General features: G+C 72.3%; 26 protein-coding genes and 1 riboswitch. Of the genes, 9 read left to right on the forward strand and 17 right to left on the reverse strand.

Features of this window, described 5'->3' with window-relative positions:
- Window positions 1-74 precede the first annotated feature (74 nt).
- Both ACFYY7_RS11550 and ACFYY7_RS11555 read left to right on the forward strand, forming a co-directional pair.
- Complete coding sequence (locus ACFYY7_RS11550) at window positions 75-884, forward strand: GNAT family N-acetyltransferase (RefSeq protein WP_388660046.1); 810 nt, start codon at window positions 75-77, stop codon at window positions 882-884.
- Window positions 881-1,813 (forward strand): lysophospholipid acyltransferase family protein, encoded by a 933-nt coding sequence (locus ACFYY7_RS11555; RefSeq protein WP_388660049.1) that lies wholly within the window; start codon window positions 881-883, stop codon window positions 1,811-1,813. The genes ACFYY7_RS11550 and ACFYY7_RS11555 overlap by 4 nt, the downstream gene beginning before the upstream one ends.
- Here ACFYY7_RS11555 and egtD read toward each other — a convergent pair.
- The 4 genes from egtD to egtA are packed head-to-tail and all read right to left on the reverse strand — an operon-like array spanning window position 1,756 to window position 6,129.
- Window positions 1,756-2,718 (reverse strand): L-histidine N(alpha)-methyltransferase, encoded by a 963-nt coding sequence (gene egtD, locus ACFYY7_RS11560; RefSeq protein WP_388660051.1) that lies wholly within the window; start codon window positions 2,716-2,718, stop codon window positions 1,756-1,758. The two genes, ACFYY7_RS11555 and egtD, sit on opposite strands and share 58 nt — an antisense overlap.
- Entirely contained in the window at window positions 2,715-3,470 is a 756-nt protein-coding gene (gene egtC / locus ACFYY7_RS11565) for an ergothioneine biosynthesis protein EgtC (protein WP_388660054.1), read from the reverse strand. The genes egtD and egtC overlap by 4 nt, the downstream gene beginning before the upstream one ends.
- Entirely contained in the window at window positions 3,470-4,813 is a 1,344-nt protein-coding gene (egtB, locus tag ACFYY7_RS11570) for an ergothioneine biosynthesis protein EgtB (protein ID WP_388660056.1), read from the reverse strand. Before egtB ends, egtC begins: the two co-directional genes overlap by 1 nt.
- Complete coding sequence (egtA, locus tag ACFYY7_RS11575; protein WP_388660059.1) at window positions 4,810-6,129, reverse strand: ergothioneine biosynthesis glutamate--cysteine ligase EgtA; 1,320 nt, start codon at window positions 6,127-6,129, stop codon at window positions 4,810-4,812. Before egtA ends, egtB begins: the two co-directional genes overlap by 4 nt.
- 148 nt (window positions 6,130-6,277) lie before the next feature.
- On the opposite strand from egtA, the gene ACFYY7_RS11580 reads away from it, so the two are divergent.
- A complete protein-coding gene (locus tag ACFYY7_RS11580; RefSeq protein WP_388660062.1) occupies window positions 6,278-7,129 on the forward strand; it encodes a TIGR02452 family protein in 852 nt (283 codons plus the stop codon).
- On the opposite strand, the gene ACFYY7_RS11585 is transcribed toward ACFYY7_RS11580, so the two are convergent.
- From ACFYY7_RS11585 to ACFYY7_RS11595, 3 genes are all read right to left on the reverse strand, one after another.
- Window positions 7,114-7,581 carry a type II toxin-antitoxin system PemK/MazF family toxin gene (locus ACFYY7_RS11585; protein ID WP_388660065.1) on the reverse strand — a complete coding sequence of 156 codons (468 nt, stop codon included), beginning with the start codon at window positions 7,579-7,581 and terminating at the stop codon, window positions 7,114-7,116. The genes ACFYY7_RS11580 and ACFYY7_RS11585 overlap by 16 nt on opposite strands.
- Before the next feature lie 96 nt (window positions 7,582-7,677).
- A complete protein-coding gene (locus ACFYY7_RS11590; RefSeq protein ID WP_388660068.1) occupies window positions 7,678-9,192 on the reverse strand; it encodes a flotillin family protein in 1,515 nt (504 codons plus the stop codon).
- Window positions 9,193-9,331: 139 nt separating this feature from the next.
- Window positions 9,332-9,550, reverse strand: a complete 219-nt coding sequence (locus tag ACFYY7_RS11595; protein WP_388660071.1) for a hypothetical protein — start codon at window positions 9,548-9,550, stop codon at window positions 9,332-9,334.
- Between the two features lie 49 nt (window positions 9,551-9,599).
- Here ACFYY7_RS11595 and ACFYY7_RS11600 point away from each other — a divergent pair, with 49 nt between their 5' ends.
- Window positions 9,600-10,622 carry a LacI family DNA-binding transcriptional regulator gene (locus ACFYY7_RS11600; protein ID WP_388660074.1) on the forward strand — a complete coding sequence of 341 codons (1,023 nt, stop codon included), beginning with the start codon at window positions 9,600-9,602 and terminating at the stop codon, window positions 10,620-10,622.
- Between the two features lie 89 nt (window positions 10,623-10,711).
- Complete coding sequence (locus ACFYY7_RS11605) at window positions 10,712-11,113, forward strand: hypothetical protein (protein ID WP_388660076.1); 402 nt, start codon at window positions 10,712-10,714, stop codon at window positions 11,111-11,113.
- A gap of 111 nt (window positions 11,114-11,224) precedes the next feature.
- On the opposite strand, the gene trxA is transcribed toward ACFYY7_RS11605, so the two are convergent.
- Window positions 11,225-11,593: a thioredoxin gene (gene trxA, locus ACFYY7_RS11610; RefSeq protein WP_388660079.1), complete on the reverse strand. Its 369-nt coding sequence runs from the start codon at window positions 11,591-11,593 to the stop codon at window positions 11,225-11,227.
- Window positions 11,594-11,707: 114 nt separating this feature from the next.
- Here trxA and ACFYY7_RS11615 point away from each other — a divergent pair, with 114 nt between their 5' ends.
- Window positions 11,708-13,147 carry a dihydrolipoyl dehydrogenase family protein gene (locus ACFYY7_RS11615; protein ID WP_388660082.1) on the forward strand — a complete coding sequence of 480 codons (1,440 nt, stop codon included), beginning with the start codon at window positions 11,708-11,710 and terminating at the stop codon, window positions 13,145-13,147.
- Between the two features lie 256 nt (window positions 13,148-13,403).
- Here ACFYY7_RS11615 and ACFYY7_RS11620 read toward each other — a convergent pair whose 3' ends face one another.
- From ACFYY7_RS11620 to ACFYY7_RS11635, 4 genes are all read right to left on the reverse strand, one after another.
- Window positions 13,404-13,634 carry a hypothetical protein gene (locus ACFYY7_RS11620; RefSeq protein ID WP_388660085.1) on the reverse strand — a complete coding sequence of 77 codons (231 nt, stop codon included), beginning with the start codon at window positions 13,632-13,634 and terminating at the stop codon, window positions 13,404-13,406.
- Complete coding sequence (locus ACFYY7_RS11625; RefSeq protein WP_388660087.1) at window positions 13,631-13,777, reverse strand: hypothetical protein; 147 nt, start codon at window positions 13,775-13,777, stop codon at window positions 13,631-13,633. Before ACFYY7_RS11625 ends, ACFYY7_RS11620 begins: the two co-directional genes overlap by 4 nt.
- Window positions 13,778-13,944: 167 nt before the next feature.
- Window positions 13,945-15,330: a Fic family protein gene (locus tag ACFYY7_RS11630; protein WP_388660089.1), complete on the reverse strand. Its 1,386-nt coding sequence runs from the start codon at window positions 15,328-15,330 to the stop codon at window positions 13,945-13,947.
- Between the two features lie 44 nt (window positions 15,331-15,374).
- A complete protein-coding gene (locus tag ACFYY7_RS11635; protein WP_388660092.1) occupies window positions 15,375-15,983 on the reverse strand; it encodes a histidine phosphatase family protein in 609 nt (202 codons plus the stop codon).
- 109 nt (window positions 15,984-16,092) lie between these two features.
- Window positions 16,093-16,241, forward strand: a riboswitch (adenosylcobalamin (AdoCbl) riboswitch).
- 3 nt (window positions 16,242-16,244) lie between these two features.
- Here ACFYY7_RS11635 and ACFYY7_RS11640 point away from each other — a divergent pair.
- Window positions 16,245-16,460 carry a CbtB-domain containing protein gene (locus ACFYY7_RS11640; RefSeq protein ID WP_124720415.1) on the forward strand — a complete coding sequence of 72 codons (216 nt, stop codon included), beginning with the start codon at window positions 16,245-16,247 and terminating at the stop codon, window positions 16,458-16,460.
- Window positions 16,461-16,487: 27 nt separating this feature from the next.
- A complete protein-coding gene (locus ACFYY7_RS11645) occupies window positions 16,488-17,261 on the forward strand; it encodes a CbtA family protein (protein WP_388660095.1) in 774 nt (257 codons plus the stop codon).
- Window positions 17,262-17,342: 81 nt separating this feature from the next.
- On the opposite strand, the gene ACFYY7_RS11650 is transcribed toward ACFYY7_RS11645, so the two are convergent.
- Complete coding sequence (locus ACFYY7_RS11650) at window positions 17,343-17,849, reverse strand: GNAT family N-acetyltransferase (RefSeq protein WP_388660098.1); 507 nt, start codon at window positions 17,847-17,849, stop codon at window positions 17,343-17,345.
- 78 nt (window positions 17,850-17,927) lie between these two features.
- Entirely contained in the window at window positions 17,928-18,317 is a 390-nt protein-coding gene (locus tag ACFYY7_RS11655) for a tetratricopeptide repeat protein (RefSeq protein WP_388660101.1), read from the reverse strand.
- A gap of 178 nt (window positions 18,318-18,495) precedes the next feature.
- On the opposite strand from ACFYY7_RS11655, the gene ACFYY7_RS11660 reads away from it, so the two are divergent.
- Entirely contained in the window at window positions 18,496-19,461 is a 966-nt protein-coding gene (locus tag ACFYY7_RS11660) for a pirin family protein (RefSeq protein ID WP_388660104.1), read from the forward strand.
- Between the two features lie 89 nt (window positions 19,462-19,550).
- Here the strand turns inward: ACFYY7_RS11660 and ACFYY7_RS11665 are convergent, their stop codons facing one another.
- The 3 genes from ACFYY7_RS11665 to ACFYY7_RS11675 all read right to left on the reverse strand — a co-directional run bounded on the left by ACFYY7_RS11665 (window position 19,551) and on the right by ACFYY7_RS11675 (window position 21,440).
- Window positions 19,551-20,087 carry a GNAT family N-acetyltransferase gene (locus ACFYY7_RS11665; protein ID WP_388660107.1) on the reverse strand — a complete coding sequence of 179 codons (537 nt, stop codon included), beginning with the start codon at window positions 20,085-20,087 and terminating at the stop codon, window positions 19,551-19,553.
- 256 nt (window positions 20,088-20,343) lie between these two features.
- Window positions 20,344-20,895, reverse strand: coding sequence for a VOC family protein (locus ACFYY7_RS11670; protein ID WP_388660110.1), 552 nt, complete (start codon window positions 20,893-20,895; stop codon window positions 20,344-20,346).
- Between the two features lie 101 nt (window positions 20,896-20,996).
- Window positions 20,997-21,440: a hypothetical protein gene (locus tag ACFYY7_RS11675; RefSeq protein WP_388660113.1), complete on the reverse strand. Its 444-nt coding sequence runs from the start codon at window positions 21,438-21,440 to the stop codon at window positions 20,997-20,999.
- Window positions 21,441-21,517: the final 77 nt, after the last annotated feature.

The following is a 21,517-nucleotide window of genomic DNA, read 5'->3' on the forward strand; positions in this document are numbered from 1 at the left end:
GTAAGGGGCCGGGCCTTCGCACCCAGTGCGGCGGCCCGGCGGCCGCCCTTGCCGATCCGTCCCCGGAGACCGTCATGAACGCGCTGCCCGTCACCTCCCTCCCCACCGCGCCCGTCGTTCCCGCGCAGCCCGTCGCCCCCGCCCCGCCGCGCTACCGGGTGTCCCTCGCCGCCGACCAGGACGAGGTCCGCGCCGCCCAACGGCTGCGCCACCTGGTCTTCGCCGGTGAGCTGGGCGCCAGGCTCGACGGACCCGAACCCGGCCTGGACAGCGACGCGTTCGACGCGTACTGCGACCATCTGCTGGTCCGGGAGGAGACCACCGGCGACGTCGTCGCCACCTACCGCGTGCTCCCGCCCGACCGGGCCCGCATCGCCGGACGCCTCTACGCGGAGAGCGAGTTCGACCTCGGCCGGCTCGGCCCGATCCGCGACGACCTGGTCGAGGTCGGACGCTCCTGCGTCCACCCGGCCCACCGCGACGGCGCCGTCATAGCGCTGATCTGGGCCGGACTCGCCCGCTACATGGAACGCACCGGCCACAACTGGCTGGCCGGCTGCTGCTCCATCCCCCTCGCCGACGGAGGCACCGCGGCGGCCGGCGCGTGGGAGACCGTACGGACGAAGCACCTGGCACCCGAGGATTACTGGGTCACCCCGCACCGCCTCTGGCAGCCCACCACGGCCGCCCAGGCGGCCCCGCCCACCGGGCTCGCGACGCTGCCCCCGCTGCTCCGGGGCTATCTGCGCCTCGGTGCCTGGGTGTGCGGGGCGCCCGCCCACGATCCCGACTTCAACGTCGCCGACCTGTACGTACTGCTGTCGCTGCGCCGCACCGACCCCCGCTACCTGCGCCACTTCCTCGCCCTCGCCCCGCTGCGATGAACCCCTGGCTGCCCACCGCCCCCTGCACCCCGGGCGCCTGCGCCGGTCACGAGGGCCGCGTGCGGTGCCGCCCGGCCGCCGCGGTCCTGCTGCTCGCCGGGTGCCTGTGCATCATGGCCGGGGCGCTGGGCGCCCCGTTCGTGGCGCTGCTCGGCGCGGCACGACGGGAACGGCTGATCCGGCGCTGGGCGTACGGCGTCGTGCGTGCCTTCGGGGTGCGGGTAAGAATCGTCGGTGCCCCTGTGGAACCCGCCGGGGCACTCGGCACGACGGGCACGCTCGTCGTCGCGAACCACATCTCATGGCTGGACATCCCGCTCGTCGCCGCCGTTTTCCCCGGACGGATGCTCGCCAAGAGCGAGATACGCGGCTGGCCGCTGCTCGGCCCGCTCGCCGCACGCGGCGGCACGCTCTTCGTCGAGCGCGACCGTCTGCGCGCACTGCCCACGACCGTGCGCACCATCGGGGCGGCGCTGCGCGGCGGTTCACGTGTGGTCGTCTTCCCGGAAGGCACAACCTGGTGCGGGCGCGGCCCCGGAGGCCGGTTCGCACCCGCCGCCTTCCAGGCCGCGATCGACGCGGACGCCGAGGTCCGGCCGGTATGCATCGCCTACCGCACCACGCCGCCCCGGCGCACCGGGACCGGCCGGACGGGGCACAACGAACCGGCGGAACACAACGCCTCGACGGAACGCAACGCACAGGCGGAACACAACGAACCGGCCGGTGCGGCCGCGTTCGTCGGTGACGATCCGCTCGTCGCCTCGCTGTGGCGGGTGGTGACGGCGGCCGGCCTGACCGCCGAGATCCGCGTGCTGCCGCAGATCCCGGCGGCCGGCCGGCCGGACCGCCGTGAACTGGCCCGCCGCGCTCAGACCGCCGTCGCCAACGAGAGCGCGAACCGGCCGCCGGAATCCGTCCACCACTGATCCAGCCGCAGCCCGGCCGCGTCCAGTTCCGCCCGGACACCCTCCTCGCGGAACTTGGCCGACACCTCCGTACGCAACTCCTCGCCGGCCTCGAAGGGCACCACCAGATCCAGCTCCGGGATCTTCACGGTGTGTGCCCGACGGGCCCGCAGCCGCATTTCGATCCACTCGTGCCCCGGGTCCCAGAACGCCACGTGATCGAAACCGTCGGGGTCGAAGTCCGCCCCCAGCTCCCGGTTCACGACCCGCAACACGTTCCTGTTGAACTCCGCGGTCACCCCCGCCGCATCGTCGTACGCGGCGACCAGCACCTTCTCCTCCTTCACCAGGTCCGTGCCGAGCAGCAGCGCGTCGCCGGGGGAGAGCAGCGACCGTACGGACTTCAGGAACACGGCGCGCTCGGCGGGCAGCAGGTTGCCGACCGTGCCGCCCAGGAACGCGATCAGTCTGGGCCCCGGGGTGCCCGGCAGCGCCAGACCGACGGTGAAATCGGCGATCAGGGCGTGCACGGACAGCTCGGGCCGCTGCGCGAGCAGCGCCTCGGAGGCCCCGCGCAGCGCGCTCTCGCTCACATCGACCGGCACGTAACTGTGCAGCGCGGGCAGCGCGTCCAGCAGATGCCGGGTCTTCTCGGACGAGCCGGACCCCAGCTCGATCAGGGTCCGTGCCCCGGAGGCCCGCGCGATCTCGTCGGCGCGGTCGATCAGGATCTCCCGCTCGGCGCGGGTCGGATAGTACTCGGGCAGCCGGGTGATCTCCTCGAACAGTTCACTGCCGTGCGCGTCGTAGAACCACTTGGGCGGCAGTGTCTTCGGGTGCCGGGTCAGACCGTGCAGCACGTCGGCGCGCAGCGCCGCGTCCGTCGCGTCCACCGGCAGGGTGCGGGTCAGCAGAAAGGGACTCACGCGGTGGGCTCCTTGAGCGGGGTCAGCAGAACTTCGGCGCGGGTGGCCGTCAGCAATGTGCGGTCGGGGACCGTGCGCCAGCGCGGATCGTCGTCGTACGGCTCCGAGGCCACGACGGTGCGCTGGCCCGGCCCGGTGAGATACGACAGGGTGTCGCCCCAGGCCGTCGCCACGATGGTCGTGCCGTCGGTGAGCAGCAGGTTCAGCCGGGACTCCGGTGCCGCGGCGGCCACGTCGAGCACGGTGTCGGAGACGGCCTGCGGCAGTTCGTCGCCGTCGGCCAGACGGTGCCGTACCAGGGCCCAGACGAGGGCCGAGTCGCAGCGCGCGGTGAGGGTGAGCAGTTCGGCCGGTGGCAGCGTCGCGGCGAGCGGGGCCACGGAGTGGGGCCAGCCCTTCACCGCACCGTTGTGGCTGAACAGCAGCGGCCCGGCGGCGAACGGCGCGGCCGCCGCCTCGCCGTCGGCGCCCGCCTCGGTGGCGTCACGGACGGCGGCGAGCAGTGCCGTGCTGCGCACCACCCTGGCCAGGTCGGCGAAGGTCTCGTCGCCCCAGACCGGGCCCCGGCGCCGGTAGCGTCCGGGCACCGGATCGCCGTCCGCGTACCAGCCCACGCCGAAGCCGTCCGCGTTGACGGTCCCGTACCACTGGTTTCTCGGTTCCCAGGACTGGCGCACGAGCGAGTGCGGCGGCCGCGTCAGCAGTTCGCCGAGGGGCACGAGCGGTCCCAGGTATGCGATGTGACGGCACATCAGGCATCCCTCGCGGTACGGAAGCCGGAGAAGATCTGCCGGCGCACCGGCAGGTCCCAGTTGCGGAACGTCCCCCGGCACGCCACCGGGTCCACGGCGAACGAACCGCCGCGCAGCACCTTGTGGGCCGGCCCGAAGAACACCTCGGAGTACTCGCGGTACGGGAACGGCGAGAAACCGGGGTAGGGGAGGAAGTCGCTCGACGTCCACTCCCACACATCGCCGATCAACTGCCGTGCACCACAAGGCGACCGGCCATGCGGGTATGCCCCGGCCGGTGCGGGCCGCAGGTGGCGCTGACCCAGGTTCGCCAGCTCGGGGGACGGGTCCTCGTCGCCCCAGGGATAGCGCCGCGAACGCCCGGACTCCGGGTCGTGGCGCGCCGCCTTCTCCCACTCGGCCTCCGTGGGCAGCCGGCGCCCCGCCCAGCGGGCGTACGCGTCGGCCTCGTACCAGCTGACATGAAGCACCGGTTCATTGCCGGGCACCGCCTCGGTGACCCCGAAACGACGGCGCAGCCACTGACCGGCGTCCCGGTGCCAGAAGAGGGGAGCGGCCAGTTCGTGCTCACGGACCATCGCCCACCCCTCGGGCGCCCACCAGCGCCGCTCCGTGTAGCCGCCGTCCTCGATGAACGCCTGGTACGCACCGCAGGTGACCGGGGTCGTGTCGATGAAGAAGCCCGGTACGTCGCGCACGTGCGCCGGGCGTTCGTTGTCCAGGGCCCAGGGCTCGGCGGACGTCCCCATGGTGAACGGGCCTCCGGGGACCAGGATTTCGGCCGGAAGGCCCGCCGCGTCCGTGGGGGCGGGTGGCACGGGCGCGGTCAGCACGGCCGGACCCGACCGGAGCTGGTGGGTGATCAGCATCGTCTCGTCGTGCTGCTGTTCGTGCTGGGCGATCATCCCGAAGGCGAACCCGGACCGCACCAGTGGGCGGGCGCCGTCCAGTGCGGTGCCGTCCAGGACGTCCAGAGCCCGGCCGCGTACCTCCGCGGCGTACGAGCGCGCCTCGGCCGGGGCCAGCAGCGGCAGCGAGGGGCGGGTCGCCCGGGGATGCTCGAAGGCGTCGTACAGCCCGTCGATCTCCGGACGCATCGCCTCCCGCCCGGCCACCGCGCGCAGCAGCCACAGCTCCTCCTGATTGCCGATGTGCGCGAGGTCCCAGACCAGCGGCGACATCAACGGCGAGTGCTGGGCGGTCAGTTCGCGGTCGTCCACACTGTCGGTGAGCAGTGCGGTGCGTTCGCGGGCGCTGAGCAGCGCGGCAAGAGCGCGCTGCCGGAGCACCTCGGGTTCGGCCCACCGGGGTGCGGATCCGGTGGGCGTGGCGGAATCGTTCATGAGCGGGACCCCTCCCAGGGGCGGCCCGGACCGCCGGGCGAGCCCGGCGCGAGCAGTTCGGGAAGATCGTCGGCGGGACATCGGCCCCGGGCGACGAAACGGTCGTTGAAGCCGGCCACGGCGTCCTGCACGGCCTTCGTGGCACCCATCCGGGGCAGCGCCTCCAGCGCGGCCCCGAAGCAGGTGACCGCCGCGGCCCGCAGTTCGGGATCGGCCAGGCCGTCGCGGGCCGCGCAGACCCAGAGGGGATTGCGCGGCGCCGGCTCCGCCCCGGCCGTCTCGGCCAGCGGTTTCACGGTGCGGTACACGGTCTCGGCGGCCTCCGGGTCGTCGAACAGGGCAGTGGTGACGGCGAGCGGCACCAGCCACCCGTCCGCACCGTGCTGTGCGTCGATCATGCGCAGCTCCAGGTGACCGCGCGGGCGGACGGGCGGGAAGAGCGTGCTGATGTGGTAGTCGAGATCGGCGCGCACCGGTGGTCTCGGCGCGCCGGTCCGGATCCATTCGCGGAACGAAAGCCCCTCGGGCACGGGCCAGGGGCCCCCGTCGCTGCGGATGCACATCACCGGGGTGTCCAGCACATGCGCCGTCCAGGCGTCGCGCGGCGGCAGCAGGCCGGGAGGCGCCAGGGACCGCCAGGGATCGAGGTCGGCCCAGAGCGACTGCCGGGCGGACCGCCAGGCCGTCGGGCTGCCGAGCCGGAAGGACGAGTTCGCGAACGCCGCCACCAGGACGGCGCCCAGCAGATGGGACAGCTGCCAGCGCCGTCCGTAGCCGAGCGGACCGGGCTCCTCCTCCCCGGCGTCCAGGCACACCTGGACGGACGCGGTGGTGCACATCATGGCGCGACCGGCCGGTCCCGACCGGTCGAAGGCGACCTCCATGGCGTCGTAGCGGGGCTCGTGCAGCAGACGGCGCGGCGGGTGCCACGGGTCGACGCCGAGACCCACCGGCACGAGGTCCACCCGGTCCAGGGCGTCACGTACGGCGGTGAGGTCGGCGGCGGTGGCATCGATACACGCCATCAGGGAGTCGGCGGGGCGCGAGCTGAGCTCCAGCTGGCCGCCGGGCTCGAAGGTGAGGGCCGCGCTCAGGGGCAGTGCCCGGAGGATGTCGGCGGCCGCTTCGAGGCGGTGGTGCGGGACCGGGACGCGGGGTTGATCCCGGTCGTGGATGAGCCATTCGAGTTCCACGCCGACCCTTCGGGGCGGTCCCGTCTTGAAGCAGATGCAGCGCAGTAAATCCTCCGCCTCACCCTCGCCGAGGGGCGGGGAATGGCTGGGCGGACCGTGGTCCCCGGGGGTGTCGGACGACATGCCGGGCCTCCTTCTGTCGGTGCCTCCCCACCACCCAAACCCCTCTGGATGGATCGCACAAGGGCGCCCCTTCGGAACGGAAATCCGGTTGCGTCCATGCCGCCGGAGCGTCGAGCATGCCCCGTATGCACCACACGGGGGAGTACCGATGAGCGCACGACTGCGCGGCATCGCGCGTGAGACCGAGGCCATCGTCGAGGCGGGCCGCTACCGCACGCCGGACGGGCGCGAGGTGAGTATCGAACGGGCCCTGACCACCGCAATCTCGGGAACCAGGCTGTACGGCCCCGAGCCGGTTCCGGTCGCGGCACTCGACTCCGACCGCACCACGGCCGTCGAGGTCACCGACGAGAGCAGCCTCCGGGCGGCGCGCCGGATGACCGGCGAGGGCCCCGGCAAGGTCGCCGTCCTGAACTACGCCTCCGCCCGCAATCCCGGCGGTGGATACCTCAACGGCGCACAGGCCCAGGAGGAGGCGCTGTGCCGGGGCTCCGCCCTGTACGCCACCCTGCTGCGCGCCCCGGAGTACTACGCCCACCACCGCGCCGAAAGCAGCGCCTTCTACACCGACCGGGTGATTCACTCACCGGGCGTGCCGGTGTTCCGCGACGACCGCGGACGGCTGCTCGACACCCCGTACACCGCGGGCTTCCTCACCTCCCCGGCGCCCAACGCCGGGGTCATCCGCAGCCGCACCCCCGAGGAGGCCCACCGCATTCCCGCCGCGCTCGCGTCCCGGGCGGAGCGGGTGCTGGAGGTCGCGGCGGTGCGCGGGTATCGCAGGCTGGTGCTGGGCGCCTGGGGCTGCGGGGTGTTCCGCAACGATCCGGCGCAGGTGGCGGGGGCGTTCCGGGCGCTGCTCCTGGACGGCGGCAGATTCGCCGGGCACTTCGAGCAGGTCGTCTTCGGCATCCTCGACCGCAGCCCCGAATCAGCCACCCGGACCGCCTTCAGCCGGACGTTCGACCAGGACCTTCCGGGGCCCTACTGCCAGCCGTAGAGCTCCCGCAGCCGGCCCGCGACCAGGTCGAACCTGTCCCGGTCCAGCGCACACGCCTCACGCCGCATCCCGTCCTCGTGCACCCGCAGGACCCGGTCCAGATCGACCCACGACGGGCGGCCGGAGCTGTCCCAGGGACCGGCCCCGAGCGCCACCCACTCGCGGTCCCGGTCGTGCTGCTTGCTGGAGAGCTGCACGGCGAGCAGTGTGCCCGCCGCCTCGCGGGCCACCACCAGGACCGGGCGGTCCTTGCCGCGCCCGTCCATCTCCTCGAACGGCACCCACGTCCAGACGATCTCGCCGGGGTCGGGGTCGCCGTCCCGGTCGGGGGCGTACGAGGTGCGGACCGGCCCCACGTCGCGCGGGTCGGCCTCCGAGGTGGCGGTCGTGCCGGTGCGGCCGGGGAAGTCCGCCGAGGTGTCGATGCTGTCGTCACGGTGCTGGATGGTCATCCCCACACCGTAGGACCTGTACGGCCGATTCCGTGGAGCGAGGCCGGTGCGCGCCCGGACCGGGAACGCACCGGCAACCGGCGCCGCCCGGACCGGTCAGGAGGGCGAGCCGCCCTCCTGATCATCCGTCACCGCGATCCGCTGCTTCCGCGGCGAGGGCGGGGCGGCCGGAGCCACCCCGTTCGTCTGCGGGGCCGGCCGCGCCGGGTCGTTCTGGCCCATCGTGGCCAGCAACTGCCGGGCGAGCCCCAGTCCCGTGCCGCCCATCGTCAGCGCCTTCGCGAACATGTCCGACATGCCATCGGCCCCGTTCAGCAGCACCATGTGGTCGACACTGCCGAAGGCACCCGCGCCCGCCTGGACGATCTCGGGCCACTTCTCGGCCAACTGCTGGGCGACGACCGCCTCCTGGTTTTCCGCCAGGGCCGCGGCCCTGGCCTTGATCGCCTCGGCCTCGGCAAGGCCCTTGGCTCGGGCCGCCTCCGCCTCCGCCAGCCCCTTGGCCTGAGCCGCGGCTGCCTCAGCCTCACCCGTGGCCCTGGTCGCCGTCGCGGACGCCGCGCCGCGCGCCTTCGTGGCCTCGGCCTCCGCGAGCGCCGCCGTCTTGACGCGATTGGCCTCCGCGACCGCGGCGAGCTCCGTCTCCCGCGCCTTCGCCTCGGCGGCCGAGATCCGGGCGTCGCGCTCGCCCTCGGCCAGGGTGCGCTTCTCGTACGCCGCGGCGTCCGCGGGCTTTCGGACATCGGCCTGGAGCTGCTGCTCGCGCCGCTGGGCCTCCAGTTCGGCGACCCGGGTCTCCTGGACCACCACTTCCTGCCGGGCCGCCGCGTCGGCGAGCGGGCCCGCCTGGCGGGAGCTGGCCGCCGCCTTGTCGCGCTCGGCCTGGTAGCCGGCCTGCAGGATCTCGCTGTCCCGGGTCGCCTCCGACATCCGGGCGGCGGCCTGCTGCTCCGCCTCGGTGGCCAGCCGGTTGGCCTCGGCCTGCGCGATGCGGGCGTCCCGCTGAACGGCCGCCGCGTGCGGCATCGCCAGGTTCTTGATGTAGCCCGTCGGGTCCTCGATCTCATGGATCTGGAGCGAATCGACGATGAGCCCGAGCTTCTCCATCTCGGTCCCGCACGCGGCCCGGGTCTGCCCGGTGAGCTTCTCCCGGTCCCGGATCATGTCCTCGACCGTCAACCCGCCCACGATGGAGCGCAGATGACCGGCGAAGACGTTGTGGACCCGCTCCGACATCAGCTTCTGCTGATCGAGGAAGCGCCGGGCCGCGTTGGCGATCGACACGAAGTCGTCGCCCACCTTGAAGATGACGACGCCCCGCACCCGCAGCGGTATCCCCTGATGCGTGACGCAATCGACGGAGAGTTCGGTCTCGTTGAGATCCAGGGACATCTTCCGCACGGCCTGGACCCCGGGCAGGACGAGGGTGCCGTGACCGGTGACGATCCGGAACCCCATGCCCTGCCCCAGGCCCTCGGTCTTGTGCTTGGAACCCGAGATGACCAGTGCTTCGTTCGGTTCGGCCACCCGCCACATCAGCTTGAACAGGCCGAACAACACCATGATGGCGGCGAGTACGAGACCCGCCGTGACGCCGATGACCATCGGCATGCGCCCCCTTATCACGGTACCCCGTCGGTACCGCTGAACACGTGGGAGTCTTCTCCTGCTCGCGGCGGTGCAGAAGACGCGTGTGGATCCTTGCCGAATCCTTGACGAAGAAATCCGTCAAGAACCCCCCGCTCGGGCCTCAACTCCCGTACGCGGGAGCCACATAGACCGTACGCGGCGGCAGGTGCTCGACCACCGTCACCACCGTGCCCACCTCGATGCGCTCCTGCCCGGAGGCCGGATGCGCGAGAAAGTGCTCGGCGCCGCCCCGGATCTGTACCATCACCTCGCCGACCAGTCCCGGCCCCACCGTCCCGGTCACCCGGCCGAGCAGCCCCACCATCGAGGAATCATCCATGCCCCGGAGCGTACCCACGCCCAACGGGTCTGGAAGACTGCCGGACGCCATGAGCCAGTTACCGAACCAGCCCACCCAGCGCCCCGTCCCCACCAGCGCCGACGTCGCACGGCTCGCCGGGGTCTCCCGGGCCACCGTCTCGTACGTGCTGAACAACAGCTCCACCGTACGGATCAGCGAATCCACCCGCCGCAGGGTCAGGGAAGCGGCCACCGAACTGGGTTACGTACCGCACGCGGCGGCACGGAGCCTGCGCGCCGGACACACCCGCATGGTCCTCCTGCCCACCGCAGCCTTCCCGACCGGTCCGCTGCACCAACGGTTCTTCCACGACCTGGAATCGGGGCTGCGCCGCCTCGACTACACCGTCGTCCAGTACGGCAACACCGGCCTGGACCCCGACGACGCCCCCCGTGCCTGGGCCGAACTCCGCCCCGTCGCCGTGATCGCCCCCGGCACGATCCCCCTCGGCCCGCAGGGGATATCCGTGCTCAGGCGATCCGGGGCCAAGGCCGTGATCACCCTCGGCCCCCGGCCGGTGCCCGGCGCCCACGCACTGGTGATGGACCAGCGGGAGGTGGGCAGCTGCGCGGTCGGCCATCTGCTGGAACACGGCCGGCGCCGCATCGGTGTGGTCATGCCCGAGGAGAGCGGCCTCGCCCTGTTCGCCGAGCCCCGGCTGACCGGGGCCCGGCAGGCCGCGCAGCTCCACGGGGCGCGGGCCGAACCACTGCCGCTGCGGTACGACGAGGAGTCGGCCGCCCGGCTCGCCGCCCGCTGGCGCACCCTGGACCTCGACGCCGTGTTCGCCTACAACGACGAATACGCGATGCTCCTGATGCGGGCCCTTCAGGACGCGGGCATCGACGTGCCCCGCGAGGCCGCCGTGGTCGGTGCCGACGACCTGATGCTGGGCAGGCTGCTGCGGCCCCGGCTCAGCACCGTACGGATGGAGCTGGCCACGGCCCAGCCACTGGCGGACCTCGTCGACAGGCTGGTACGGAACCCCGGCGGCGCACCCGAGCACCACGACCTGCTGCGGGTCAGGGCGGTCGGGCGTGAGTCGGCCTGAGCCGCCGGGGCCGGGCGCGGCGGCCGGACCGCACCGCGCCCCAGCGCGGCAACGTGCGCACCACCCGCCGCATGCCTAGCGTCATGACCATGAGCCATCCGCAGAGTTACGAGATCCTGCTGGTCCCGCGATTCGCCGAGGAGACCACCACCGGCGCGGCGGAATCCGACGCCGCGGAATCCGGCGCCGCCGAATCGGAGGCCCCGGAATCCGAGGCCGCCGGGTCCGAAGCCACCGCGCCCGAGGCCGCCGGGTCCGAGGCCGATGCCGAGGCCACCGAGCCCGGCGGGGTCGTCCGCTCGGCGGTCGTGTCGGCGACCGGTGAGACGGGCGCGTCGGGTTACCCCCGGTATTCCGGCGAGGGCGTCGTCGCCGACATCGACCCCGAGACACACGCGGTCGAGGCGCTGCTCGTCGACGGCGCCGAGCTGTCCTACGGCCTCTCGGCCCGGGTCAAGGAGACGGACGCCGGAACCGGCTCCGACCGCTGAGGCCGCGCCCCCGGACCCGGCCGGACACGGCGAAGGGCCCGGCCGGATCGGCCGGGCCCGTCCCCCGCGCGCAGAACGCGGGGCGCGCGCGAAGCGCCAGGAGCGTGGAGCCTACTGCTGGCCCTTCTGCTGCTCGATCGACTTGCGGACCTCATCCATGTCCAGCTTCCGCGCCTGCCCGATCACATCCTCCAACGCCGCCTCCGGCAGCGCTCCGGGCTGCGCGAACACCGCCACGTTCTCCCGGACGATCATCAGCGTGGGAATGGAGCGGATCTCGAAGGCCTCCGCCAGCTCATGCTGGGCCTCCGTGTCGACCTTGGCGAAGACCACGTCGTCGTGGCGCTCCGACGCCGCGTCATAGACCGGCGCGAACTGCCGGCACGGGCCGCACCAGGAAGCCCAGAAGTCGATCAGGACGAATTCGTTCTCACTGACGACCTCATCGAAGTTTTCCTTGGTGAGCTCAACGGTGCTCATTGTCTGATACCTCTTCCTGTGCCCGCTCGGACCTGTCTCAACAACGGTGTCTTCACCTGCGCTATTCCGCCTGCCCATGTGGCCGCCGCGCACACCCCCGACCAGACTGTCCCCATGACAGATCCTTCACTGAACACCGAGTACGACGTCGTGGTGATCGGGGCAGGTCCGGTGGGCGAGAACGTCGCCGACCGGGCCCGTGCCGCCGGGCTGAGCACCGCGGTCGTCGAGGCGGAGCTCATCGGCGGCGAATGCTCCTACTGGGCGTGCATGCCCAGCAAGGCCCTGCTGCGCCCGGTGGTCGCCCGCGCCGACGCCCGCCGCGTCCCGGGCCTCAGCGACGCCGTGCAGGGCCCGCTGGACACCGCGGCGGTCCTCGCCCACCGTGACGCGTACACATCGCACTGGAAGGACGACGGGCAGGTCGCCTGGCTGGATGGCATCGGCGCGGACATCTACCGGGGCCAAGGCAGGCTCACCGGCGAGAAGACGGTCTCCGTCACCGCGCCCGACGGCACCGAACACCGGCTCACCGCCCGCCACGCCGTCGCCGTCTGCACCGGCAGCCGCGCCGTCGTCCCCGACCTGCCCGGCATCGACGCGGCCCGCCCGTGGACCAGCCGGGAGGCGACGAGCGCCAAGAAGGTGCCCGGCCGCCTCGTGATCGTCGGCGGCGGCGTGGTCGGCGTGGAGATGGCCACCGTCTGGCAGGCCCTCGGGGCCCGGGTGACGATGCTGATCCGCGGCAGCGGACTCCTGCCGAAGATGGAGCCCTTCGCCGGCGAGCTGGTCGGGCAGGCGCTCACCGAGGCGGGCGCCGACATCCGTACCGGGGTCTCGGTCGCCGCCGTACGGCGCGCGGTCCCGGACGGCCCGGTCACCGTGGAACTCGACGGTGGTGATCACATCGAGGCCGACGAGATCCTCTTCGCCACCGGCCGGGCCCCGCGCACCGAGGACCTCGGACTCGAAACGGTGGGCCTGGAGCCCGGTAGCTGGCTCACCGTCGACGACAGCTGCCGCGTCGACGGCAGCACCTGGCTCTACGCGGTCGGCGACGTCAACCACCGGGCGCTCCTCACCCACCAGGGCAAGTACCAGGCACGCATCGCGGGTGCCGCGATCGCCGCCCGAGCCGCCGGCGCACCGCAGCTGGAGACCGACTGGGGCGCCCACGCGGCCACCGCCGACCACGCGGCCGTCCCCCAGGTCGTCTTCACCGACCCGGAGGCGGCCTCGGTCGGCCTCACCCTCGCCGCGGCCGAGCGGGCCGGCCACCGGGTCCGGGCGGTCGATCACGACCTCGCCGCGGTGGCCGGTTCCGGCCTTTACGCGGACGGATACCGGGGCCGTGCCCGCATGGTCGTGGACCTCGACCGGGAGATCCTGCTCGGCGTCACCTTCGTCGGGCCGGGCATCGGCGAGCTGCTGCACTCGGCGACGATCGCGGTCGCGGGCGAGGTCCCCATCGACCGGCTCTGGCACGCCGTTCCCGCGTACCCGACGATCAGCGAGGTCTGGCTGCGGCTGCTGGAGGCGTACCGGGACGCGTAACCGCCCGGGGCGGGCCGGCGGTGAGGGCGGCGGTGAGCGGTGACTCGGTGCACGGCGGGGGCTGGTTGTACGGGTGTCGGGGTGCGGCGAGCAGTTCGGACGTCGGTCCCGTCGTCACGGCCGAACCGTTCCGCAGCACCGCGGTGCCGTACGCGATCCGCGCGACGGCGCCGAGGACGTGACTGATCAGCAGCCGCCCCGTCCCGTCCTCCCTCGCCCCGGTGCAGCAGCTCGACGACGCGCGCGCCGATCAGCGCTACGCGGAACTGCGTTCCTTCTTCGCCGAAGCCGAAGCCTCGGCGGGACCGACCGGCGCCTGCACCACGATCAGCGCCTCCGGGGCGTCGACCTGGCGGAAGGCCGAGAGCAGCAGGCCGAGCCCGCCGTGGCGGGGGAGCAGAACCGAGATCCGGCGGGCCGTCAGATCGCCGACGCCCTGCCACTCCCACCACTCGGCCGGCTCGGGGAAGTCCGCGCGCATGGTCACGTAGGCGCCGCCAGGAACCGTCCGGCGAGGACGGGATGCCCGGCGGGCCACGGATGCAGCCGGTCCAGGCCCTCGGGCCCCAGCAGCGGTCCGGCCCCGCGCGGGCCGAAGATATCAGGCCCGTCGATGTGGTGGAGATTCAAATCGCCGTGTCTGCAGGGGAGTTCGATGGAAACCAGGCTCGACAGGCTTGGCCGCAACGATCGTCTCGCCACAGTGCCACCCGACCCGACAGAGCGTGAAGCCAGGCACGCGGCGTACAGAGCGGTGGTCCAGGTCCAGCTACCGGCACGGGCTCGATCGGTGCCTGTCAGCTCACTGGCTCGGGGCCGGCAAGAGCTGCTTTGCGCCGGGTCTCCGTGAGATGGAGGTCGATGTACCGGGCGAGGATCAGCGCGTCCGCAGGCTCGTCGGCCTGGAACGTGAAACGGCGCAGCAGGCCGACCTCGTCGAGCGCGACGCCTTCGCGGGCGAGGACGAAGACGAGGGTGAGGAAGGCAGACCTGGCGTTGCCGTCGTCGAAGGGATGGAAGAAGCAGACGTCGAGATAGGCGCGGGCGGCGCGGGCGGTGAGGGGGACGGGCGGCTCTGCGTCCTTCGCGCTCTCGGCCAGGCAGGCGTCGAGGCGGGCCCGGGTGTCCGGGCTGATGCCATAGCGTTCCCGGCCCGCCTTGGCGAAAGCGGGCAGATCGCGGAACGGCGGTGGCTGAGGTGTGCCCAGGACGTGTTGCTGCCATTGCTGGAGCAGTTCGAAGCCGAGGGAGGCTCCGCGAGCCGCTTCGGTGCGCAGCAGTTCGAGGGCGGCGAGCAGGCCCTCGGCCCGGTCGGGGTCCAGGGCGCCGTCAAAGGCGCGGATGTCCTCCGTAGCGCCATCGCGCGACGGGTTCACCGGTCCGTCCCCACCGCCGTCCGGCGCTTCCTGCCACGGCACGGTCTCGCGCACCGTGAGCCAGCGTTCGAGGTGATCCGGCAGGGGCCGCCCGACGGACCGTGCGCCGTCGGCCGGCCGGAGCGACAGCGCGAGCTGTTCCGCGACATCGTCGACCAGCACCGCGTCGGGGCCGGTCCAGCTCTCGAACCGCCCTCCGATCGCCTGGTCGACCAGATCCTCGGCGAGGTCGGGCGCGACACCCCAGTGGCTGAGGAACCAGGTGAGCACCTGCCGGCAGTGGCCGTACCAGCCGCTGCCGCAGCCAGTGCGGTCGACCACCTGGAGGATCAGGTTCCGGGCGGCGCGCTCCCACAGGACCCGCTGATCGTCCACGTCGGCAAGGGCCAGCGGGTACGCCTCGAACCAGCCGGAGAGGGTCTCCAGCCAGGCGCGCCACTCGCACAGCGCCGCCGCGACACGGGCGAGCGTTTCCTCCGGGGTGGTGATCGAGTGGCTCGGACAGCACCAGTTCCCGACGGGTCCCCCGTCGAAGTCTCCTTCGTCGTGCGCCCAGCGCCAGCCCACGGTCCAGCGGCCGTAGTGCTCCGCGAGGGCGGACGCCATGGCATCCGCCCAGAGCCTGCCCTTTCTCCAGCTCCGGTCACTCGTCGCCGGGGCCCCGTCGGGAATGCCGGGGCGGCCGGGTATCCGATCGGCCGGCCCGAGGGACCGCACCACCTGCGGCGCCGACGTGCTGTCGAAGGGGTGACGGGCGGGGTCCACATCGTCCCAGGTCAGAAAGGGGGGTGCCAGCTCGACAATCACCGCGCAAGCCTGCACTTCCATCCGACTGTGTCGCAAGCGGATTACTACCGGGCGGGGTCGGGCGTGGGGGACAACGGCTGTCCGCACCGCAGGTTCCACCGGCCGGAACGCCCGCTGAGCGCGGTGAGCGTCAGCGGGGCGACGTCCAGCCGCCAGAACGCCTCCACCGGCAGAGCGAGTGCCGCCACCATCATCGCCCGCACCACCGCGGGTTCGACGACGCCCAGCACGCGGTGGGCCCCGGCGCCCTCGGCGGACTCCGTCGTCCCCACCGTCTCCAGCCAGTGTTCGGCCCGGCAGCAGAGATCCAGCAGGGACTCGCCGCCGTGGGGAACCGCCGACGGATCGGTCAGCCAGGCCGACACCGCCTCCGGCTCGGCCGTGCTCACCGCTGTCAGCCGCCGACCGCTCCACCGGCCCATGTCCCAGCCACGGACCGCCGGTTCGGGCCCGGCACGGAGCCCCAACGCGTCGGCGGTCCCGGCGCACCGTTCGGACGGCCCACGCAGATACCGCTCGGCGGCGGGCACCGCCGCGGCGACGGCCCGCGCCCGGCGGGCCCCGGCCGCGTCGAGCGGCGCGTCACCGTCGAAACGGGCCTCCCGCAGCGCGGCGTTGAGCGCCGGTGAGATCAGCATCACCTGTACGGTCATGGCCCGGTCAACTCCCTGAACTCTGGCCCCATGGGTGTGCCCACCATGGCATCAGGGCGGTCCGGCCGCCGTCGGCACCATGGCAGGGGGTTGCCCCCAAGGAGTATCGTCACGACGAGCATGACGTAGGTGCGACGGAAGTCCGGTGAGAATCCGGCACGGTCGCGCCACTGTGAACCCGCCTCCGCGCGGGAAGTCAGACCCAGCACCTACGTCTCAGGCACCACGATCGGGACGCGTGTTCCCTCAGGAGGTTCTGCCATGGCACAGACTGCTGCCCCCGCCACCGCCGTACCGGCGATCACCCCCATCTCCCTGAAGGCCATCGCCCCTTGGGCGGTCTTCTTCGGCATTCTCATGCTCGTACTGCTGTACTTCGTTGGCGCCGAACAGGGCGCCACCGCGGTCATCTCCGGCGAAGGTGTCCACGAGTGGGTCCACGACGGCCGCCACCTCCTCGGTTTCCCCTGCCACTGACGTACCGTCCGATCCCGGGGAAACCTCATGAACTCCATATCTGTCAGAGCCCTGCTCGTCCGCGGCATGCTGGCCGGCCTCGCCGCGGGCGCGCTCGCCCTGCTGGTCGCCTACTTCCTCGGTGAGTCGCGTGTGGACGCGGCCATCGCCCTGGAGGAATCGCACAGCCACCACCATGACGGCGGCGAGGAACTGGTCAGCCGCACCATGCAGTCCACCGCCGGCCTCGCCACCGGTGTACTGGTCTTCGGCGTCGCGATCGGCGGCATCGCCGCCCTCGTCTTCTGTTACGCCCTCGGCCGGATCGGCAGATTCGGCCCTCGGGCCACGGCCGCACTGATCGCGGGTGCGGCCCTGCTGACGGTGTACGTCGTCCCGTTCCTGAAGTACCCGGCCAACCCGCCGGCCGTCGGCAACCCCGACACCATCGGCCGGCGTACCGCCCTGTTCTTCCTGTTGGTCGCCCTGAGCGTGCTGCTGGCCGTCGCCGCGGTCATCCTCGGCAAACGGCTGGCTCCCCGCCTGGGCAACTGGAACGCGACGATCACGGCATCCGCCGCGTACGTCCTGGTGATCGGGCTCGCCTACGCGTTCCTGCCCTCGTACAACGAGGTCGGCAAGGACTTCCCGGCCGCCCTGCTGTGGGAGTTCCGCCTGAGCACCCTCGCCGTGCAGACCACCCTCTGGGTGGCCTTCGGGCTCTTCTTCGGCTATCTGACGGACCGGCTGCTCGCACCGGGCACCGGCGCCGTCACCACCGCGAACGGCGGCGCCGGACGGGCGGCCACCGCGGCCGGCTGACCGGCACCGCCCACGCGGGCCGACGACCGGAACCCCGCCGGGACCTCCCGGCGGGGTTCCCGCGTCCCGCCCCGCACCGGCTCACCGCTCGGGCCGCGGGCACCAGTCGATCCGGTAGTACTTCAGCCGCTCGTCCTGCTTCACCAGGCGCATGCCGACGGCTTCCATGACGCGCTGGGACGCGGTGTTGTCCAGGTCGCTGTCACCGTGCACACGACTCACCCCCTGCTCACGGGCGAACAGCAGCAGGGCGCGCAGCGCCTCGGAGGCGTAACCCATCCCTCGTGCCGAGGGGACGAGGCCGTAGCCGATCGTTACCTCCCCGTTCTCGTCCGGCGCACCGTGGAATCCCATTCCGCCGATCACCAGCCCGTCGGTGCGGCGCCGTATCTCGTACGAACCGAAGGGGCTGGGATCGCCGGTCGTCGCACAGGTGTCGAGGAAACGCTCGGCCGCGGCCATCTCGCCGGGGGACGGGTAGCCGGGTGCCCAGCTGTCCCCTTCGCCCGGCGTGCCCGAGATCACCCGCAGGGCGTCGGAGCCGTTCATCAGGCGGAGCAGAAGGCGCGGAGTCTCGATGTGGGTCATGAGGGAGTGAAGTATCACGCGGGGCGGTCAGGCGGCATCCCGGATTTTCCGGAATGCCGCCGTGGCGCCGATGCCCGCTCACATGCCGGCGGGCCCCCGGGTGCTCGTCCGCCCCGGGCCGGAGTCGAAGTCGAAGTCACCGGAGAGCGCCGCGGCCATCCGCAGATGACCGGCCGCCTCCGCGCCCCGCCCCTGCCGCTCAAGGGTGCGGCCCAGCATCAGCCGCGCGTAGTGCTCCACCGGGTCGAGCTCCAGCACTGCCCGCAGCTCCGCCTCGGCCTTTCCGAGCCGCGCCGAGTGGTAGTAGGTCCGGGCCAGCAGCAGTCGCGGCGACACCTGCTCCGGGACCTCCTCGACCAGCCCCTCCAGGATCCGGGCCGCGGTCATGTACTCCTTCGCCTCGAAGAACATCTGCGCACGGTTCCAGCGGTCGGCAGCCGTGCCGAACTCGTAGTAGGTGTCGCTCACTTGACCTCCTTGGTCACGGACCGTGCCGGGGCGGTGCCCCGTTTCGTCCAACCGCCGGCCGAGCCGCTGCCCGGCCACCCTGTGACTGCCTGAACCCCACCTGGTGATTGAATATTCCACTAAATCATCGGCGTGGGTACCGGCGCTCCCGGGCCTGCTCGGGAATAGGTTGAGCGCCATGAGCAATCTCGATCGCCAGGCCGCACTCTCCGTCTGCGGAGGACGGGGCTTCGTCGTCGCCGAGCCCGTACGGGAACTCCTCACCCCCCGCCACGTCCGGCTGGGCGAGTCCACCGAGGTCCGCAGGCTGCTGCCCAACCTGGGCCGCCGGATGGTCGGTGCCTGGGCCTTCGTCGATCACTACGGCCCCGACGACATCGCGGACGAACCCGGGATGCAGGTGCCGCCCCACCCCCACATGGGCCTGCAGACGGTCAGCTGGCTGCACGCCGGCGAGGTCCTGCACCGGGACAGTCTCGGCAGCCTGCGCACGATCCGGCCACGCGAACTGGGGCTGATGACCTCCGGCCGGGCCATCAGCCACTCCGAGGAGAGCCCGAAGGCCCACGCGAGGTTTCTGCACGGCGCCCAGCTCTGGGTGGCGCTGCCGGCCGCCCACCGCCAGGTCGAGCCCCATTTCCAGCACCACCCCGACCTGCCGACCGTCTCCGCCCCGGGCCTCGTCGCCACCCTGATCCTGGGCGAACTCGACGGCACCACCTCGCCCGGCACCACGTACACCCCGATCGTCGGCGCCGACGTCGCCCTGGCCGCAGGCGCCGAGGCCCGACTGCCGCTCGACCCCGACTTCGAGTACGCGGTGCTCTCGATGTCCGGCCAGGCAGAGGTCGACGGCGTGCCCGTGCTCCCCGGCTCCATGCTCTACCTCGGCTGCGGCCGCACCGAACTCCCGTTGCGCGCGGACAGTGACGCGGGCCTCATGCTCCTCGGCGGCGAGCCCTTCGAGGAGGAGATCGTCATGTGGTGGAACTTCATCGGCCGGTCCCACGAGGAGATCGAGGAGGCCAGGCAGGCATGGATGGAGAGCTCCCGCTTCGGCGACGTGAAGGGCTACGACGGCGACCGGCTGCCCGCGCCCGAACTCCCGCCGGTCGCGCTGAAGCCGCGGGGTCGGGTGCGCTGAACCGGAGCCCCGGCTGCCACCCCGTCCGTCCGGCCGCGCGGGCAGGAGCGCGGCAGCGCTTCGACAGATCCGCGCTGTCGAGCACGAGCTCAGTCGGACGATGTGACGGGGGGCCACATGCCGAACCACTGCTCGGCGCCGTAGGCCTCATACCGCTCCACCTCGATGAACCCCAACTTCGCCGCGAGGCGCATCGAGCGGAGGTTGGCGGTCTGGGTGGCGAGTACCACCGGTTCGCCGGGAAGCGTGCCGGCGAACCAGTCGAGTGCCGCTGCGCACGCCTCAGCGGCGTACCCGTGTCCCCACGCCTGCGGCAGGAACAGGTAGCCGAGCTCGGTTCTCCCGGCAGCCTGACGAAGGTGCCCTGTGTTCTTGACGAGCGTGATCTGGCCGATCATCGCTCCGTCGAGATCGACTATGAAAAGGCCGGGGCGCCGGCTGGGTGTCCCGGGCATCGCGTGTTCGAGCTCGTCACGCGGTCGAGGGCCACCGAGGTAGGTGCCCACCTCCGGCGAGGCCAGCAGCTCGATGACCGCGGCACGGTCCCGGGCCTCGGGCTCACGGAGCACGAGTCTCTCGGTCTTGATCGGGGCAGGTGGCCAGGGTACGGGTCCGAGCTCGGTCATGCCGGTCAGCTAATCAGCAGGCTCGGCAGCGATCAAGATTCGCGGGAGGGCCGCCTGCCCACACCGCACTCGTACACCCACAACCCTGCGTGAACCACGTGGAAGTACATCCCGCCCGTCACCGGGCGGCCCGGCCGGCCTCGGCGGCGGCGACTCAAGAACGCCAGATCATGATCGCGCCATGGGCTCTCATGGCCTCCACGCGGGCAGAGAACCTCTCCTCCTGCCCGCGCGCAGGCCGTACCGGTTCCCCGGCTCAGGCAGGTCCTGTCAGGTGCTGCCACACCGTCGGGTCCGTGCGGGGCCCGCCGCGGGTGTCCGCGCCGTACTTGGCGATCTCGGCGTCGAGGTCCAGGGGGCGGGTGGGAGAGGTCATGGCCGACAGTTCGGCGACAACCGCCCCGTCCGGGACCAGCCAGCACACCTCGAAGTCCAGACCGTCCGGGTCACGCGCGTAGAGCGCCTTCGTGGAGGCGTGATTGCTCGCCCCGGTCAGCGCACCCGCCTCGGTGAGACGCGCCTGCACACGGCGCAGCTCGGCCAGGGTGTCGACCTCCCAGGCCAGGTGATACAGCCCCACCGCCCCGGCACGGTGGCCGCCGGGCGCCGTGTCCCGGGCCTGGAACAGTCCCAGGTCGTGGTCGTTGGCGGAGTCCGCCGCCTGAAGGAAGGCGGCCCCGGGGAACGCCTGGGGCAGCGCCCTGAAGCCGAGGACGTCACAGTAGAAGGCCGTACTGCGCGCCACATCGGACACGAACAGCACGGCGTGGTTCAGCCGGTGGATCGGCATGGTCGGAATCGGCTCCATTCGCGAAACGGTCTGCGGTCACAAAGAAGTATCCGGTGCAGGTCACTCGGCCCCGCACCGGGATGGGCAGCCGTTCCAACGGGCGACACACGTGCGGAGGTTCAGAGCGGCGAGCCGTTGTGTCCGCCGTTGTGTCCGCCGAACCATGCCCGGGTTTCCGGCTGGTTGGGCCGGACGAGGGCGAGGATCGCGGGCACCAGCCAGGCGACCCCGAGAACGGGCATCACCTGGAAGAACACCACGGTGAAAGGCAGGGCGGTCCAGCCGTACGCGAAGGCCGAGGTCCGCAGGCCGGGGTTGCGGGTGGGGAACTTGAGGGCGGTGATGATGCCCCAGGCCGCGACGGCCAGCACGAGGATCCCCGCGAAGACGACCTGCCCCGAATGAGCCTCGCCCTGCGTCGCGCCCCACGGATTCGGCTCGCCCTCGCCCCAGATCGACGTGGCGATCGCCACGCTGTTGCTCACCAGGGCGAGCCCGAGCACGGCCTGCATGCCGCCGAGGACCATCATCAGGACCCGCAACTTCCGTACCGGGTCGGGCATGGGGACTCCGGAGGGAGAGGGGGGACCACCGGGCCCCCAGGGCCGCCCCTGCCCCGGGCCACCGCCGCCGTCCGGAC

Source organism: Streptomyces sp. NPDC001933 (genome assembly GCF_042890955.1).
Lineage (GTDB): Bacteria > Actinomycetota > Actinomycetes > Streptomycetales > Streptomycetaceae > Streptomyces.

Excerpts from the sequence above, each read along its gene's own strand:
- ACFYY7_RS11550 (WP_388660046.1), top strand. The coding sequence starts at position 75 with ATGAACGCGCTGCCCGTCACCTCCCTCCCCACCGCGCCCGTCGTTCCC.
- ACFYY7_RS11555 (WP_388660049.1), top strand. The coding sequence starts at position 881 with ATGAACCCCTGGCTGCCCACCGCCCCCTGCACCCCGGGCGCCTGCGCC.
- egtC (WP_388660054.1), bottom strand. The coding sequence starts at position 3,470 with ATGTGCCGTCACATCGCATACCTGGGACCGCTCGTGCCCCTCGGCGAA.
- egtB (WP_388660056.1), bottom strand. The coding sequence starts at position 4,813 with ATGAACGATTCCGCCACGCCCACCGGATCCGCACCCCGGTGGGCCGAA.
- egtA (WP_388660059.1), bottom strand. The coding sequence starts at position 6,129 with ATGTCGTCCGACACCCCCGGGGACCACGGTCCGCCCAGCCATTCCCCG.
- ACFYY7_RS11580 (WP_388660062.1), top strand. The coding sequence starts at position 6,278 with ATGAGCGCACGACTGCGCGGCATCGCGCGTGAGACCGAGGCCATCGTC.
- ACFYY7_RS11585 (WP_388660065.1), bottom strand. The coding sequence starts at position 7,581 with ATGACCATCCAGCACCGTGACGACAGCATCGACACCTCGGCGGACTTC.
- ACFYY7_RS11590 (WP_388660068.1), bottom strand. The coding sequence starts at position 9,192 with ATGCCGATGGTCATCGGCGTCACGGCGGGTCTCGTACTCGCCGCCATC.
- ACFYY7_RS11595 (WP_388660071.1), bottom strand. The coding sequence starts at position 9,550 with ATGGATGATTCCTCGATGGTGGGGCTGCTCGGCCGGGTGACCGGGACG.
- ACFYY7_RS11600 (WP_388660074.1), top strand. The coding sequence starts at position 9,600 with ATGAGCCAGTTACCGAACCAGCCCACCCAGCGCCCCGTCCCCACCAGC.
- ACFYY7_RS11605 (WP_388660076.1), top strand. The coding sequence starts at position 10,712 with ATGAGCCATCCGCAGAGTTACGAGATCCTGCTGGTCCCGCGATTCGCC.
- trxA (WP_388660079.1), bottom strand. The coding sequence starts at position 11,593 with ATGAGCACCGTTGAGCTCACCAAGGAAAACTTCGATGAGGTCGTCAGT.
- ACFYY7_RS11615 (WP_388660082.1), top strand. The coding sequence starts at position 11,708 with ATGACAGATCCTTCACTGAACACCGAGTACGACGTCGTGGTGATCGGG.
- ACFYY7_RS11635 (WP_388660092.1), bottom strand. The coding sequence starts at position 15,983 with ATGACCGTACAGGTGATGCTGATCTCACCGGCGCTCAACGCCGCGCTG.
- ACFYY7_RS11640 (WP_124720415.1), top strand. The coding sequence starts at position 16,245 with ATGGCACAGACTGCTGCCCCCGCCACCGCCGTACCGGCGATCACCCCC.
- ACFYY7_RS11645 (WP_388660095.1), top strand. The coding sequence starts at position 16,488 with ATGAACTCCATATCTGTCAGAGCCCTGCTCGTCCGCGGCATGCTGGCC.
- ACFYY7_RS11650 (WP_388660098.1), bottom strand. The coding sequence starts at position 17,849 with ATGACCCACATCGAGACTCCGCGCCTTCTGCTCCGCCTGATGAACGGC.
- ACFYY7_RS11660 (WP_388660104.1), top strand. The coding sequence starts at position 18,496 with ATGAGCAATCTCGATCGCCAGGCCGCACTCTCCGTCTGCGGAGGACGG.
- ACFYY7_RS11665 (WP_388660107.1), bottom strand. The coding sequence starts at position 20,087 with ATGACCGAGCTCGGACCCGTACCCTGGCCACCTGCCCCGATCAAGACC.
- ACFYY7_RS11670 (WP_388660110.1), bottom strand. The coding sequence starts at position 20,895 with ATGGAGCCGATTCCGACCATGCCGATCCACCGGCTGAACCACGCCGTG.
- ACFYY7_RS11675 (WP_388660113.1), bottom strand. The coding sequence starts at position 21,440 with ATGCCCGACCCGGTACGGAAGTTGCGGGTCCTGATGATGGTCCTCGGC.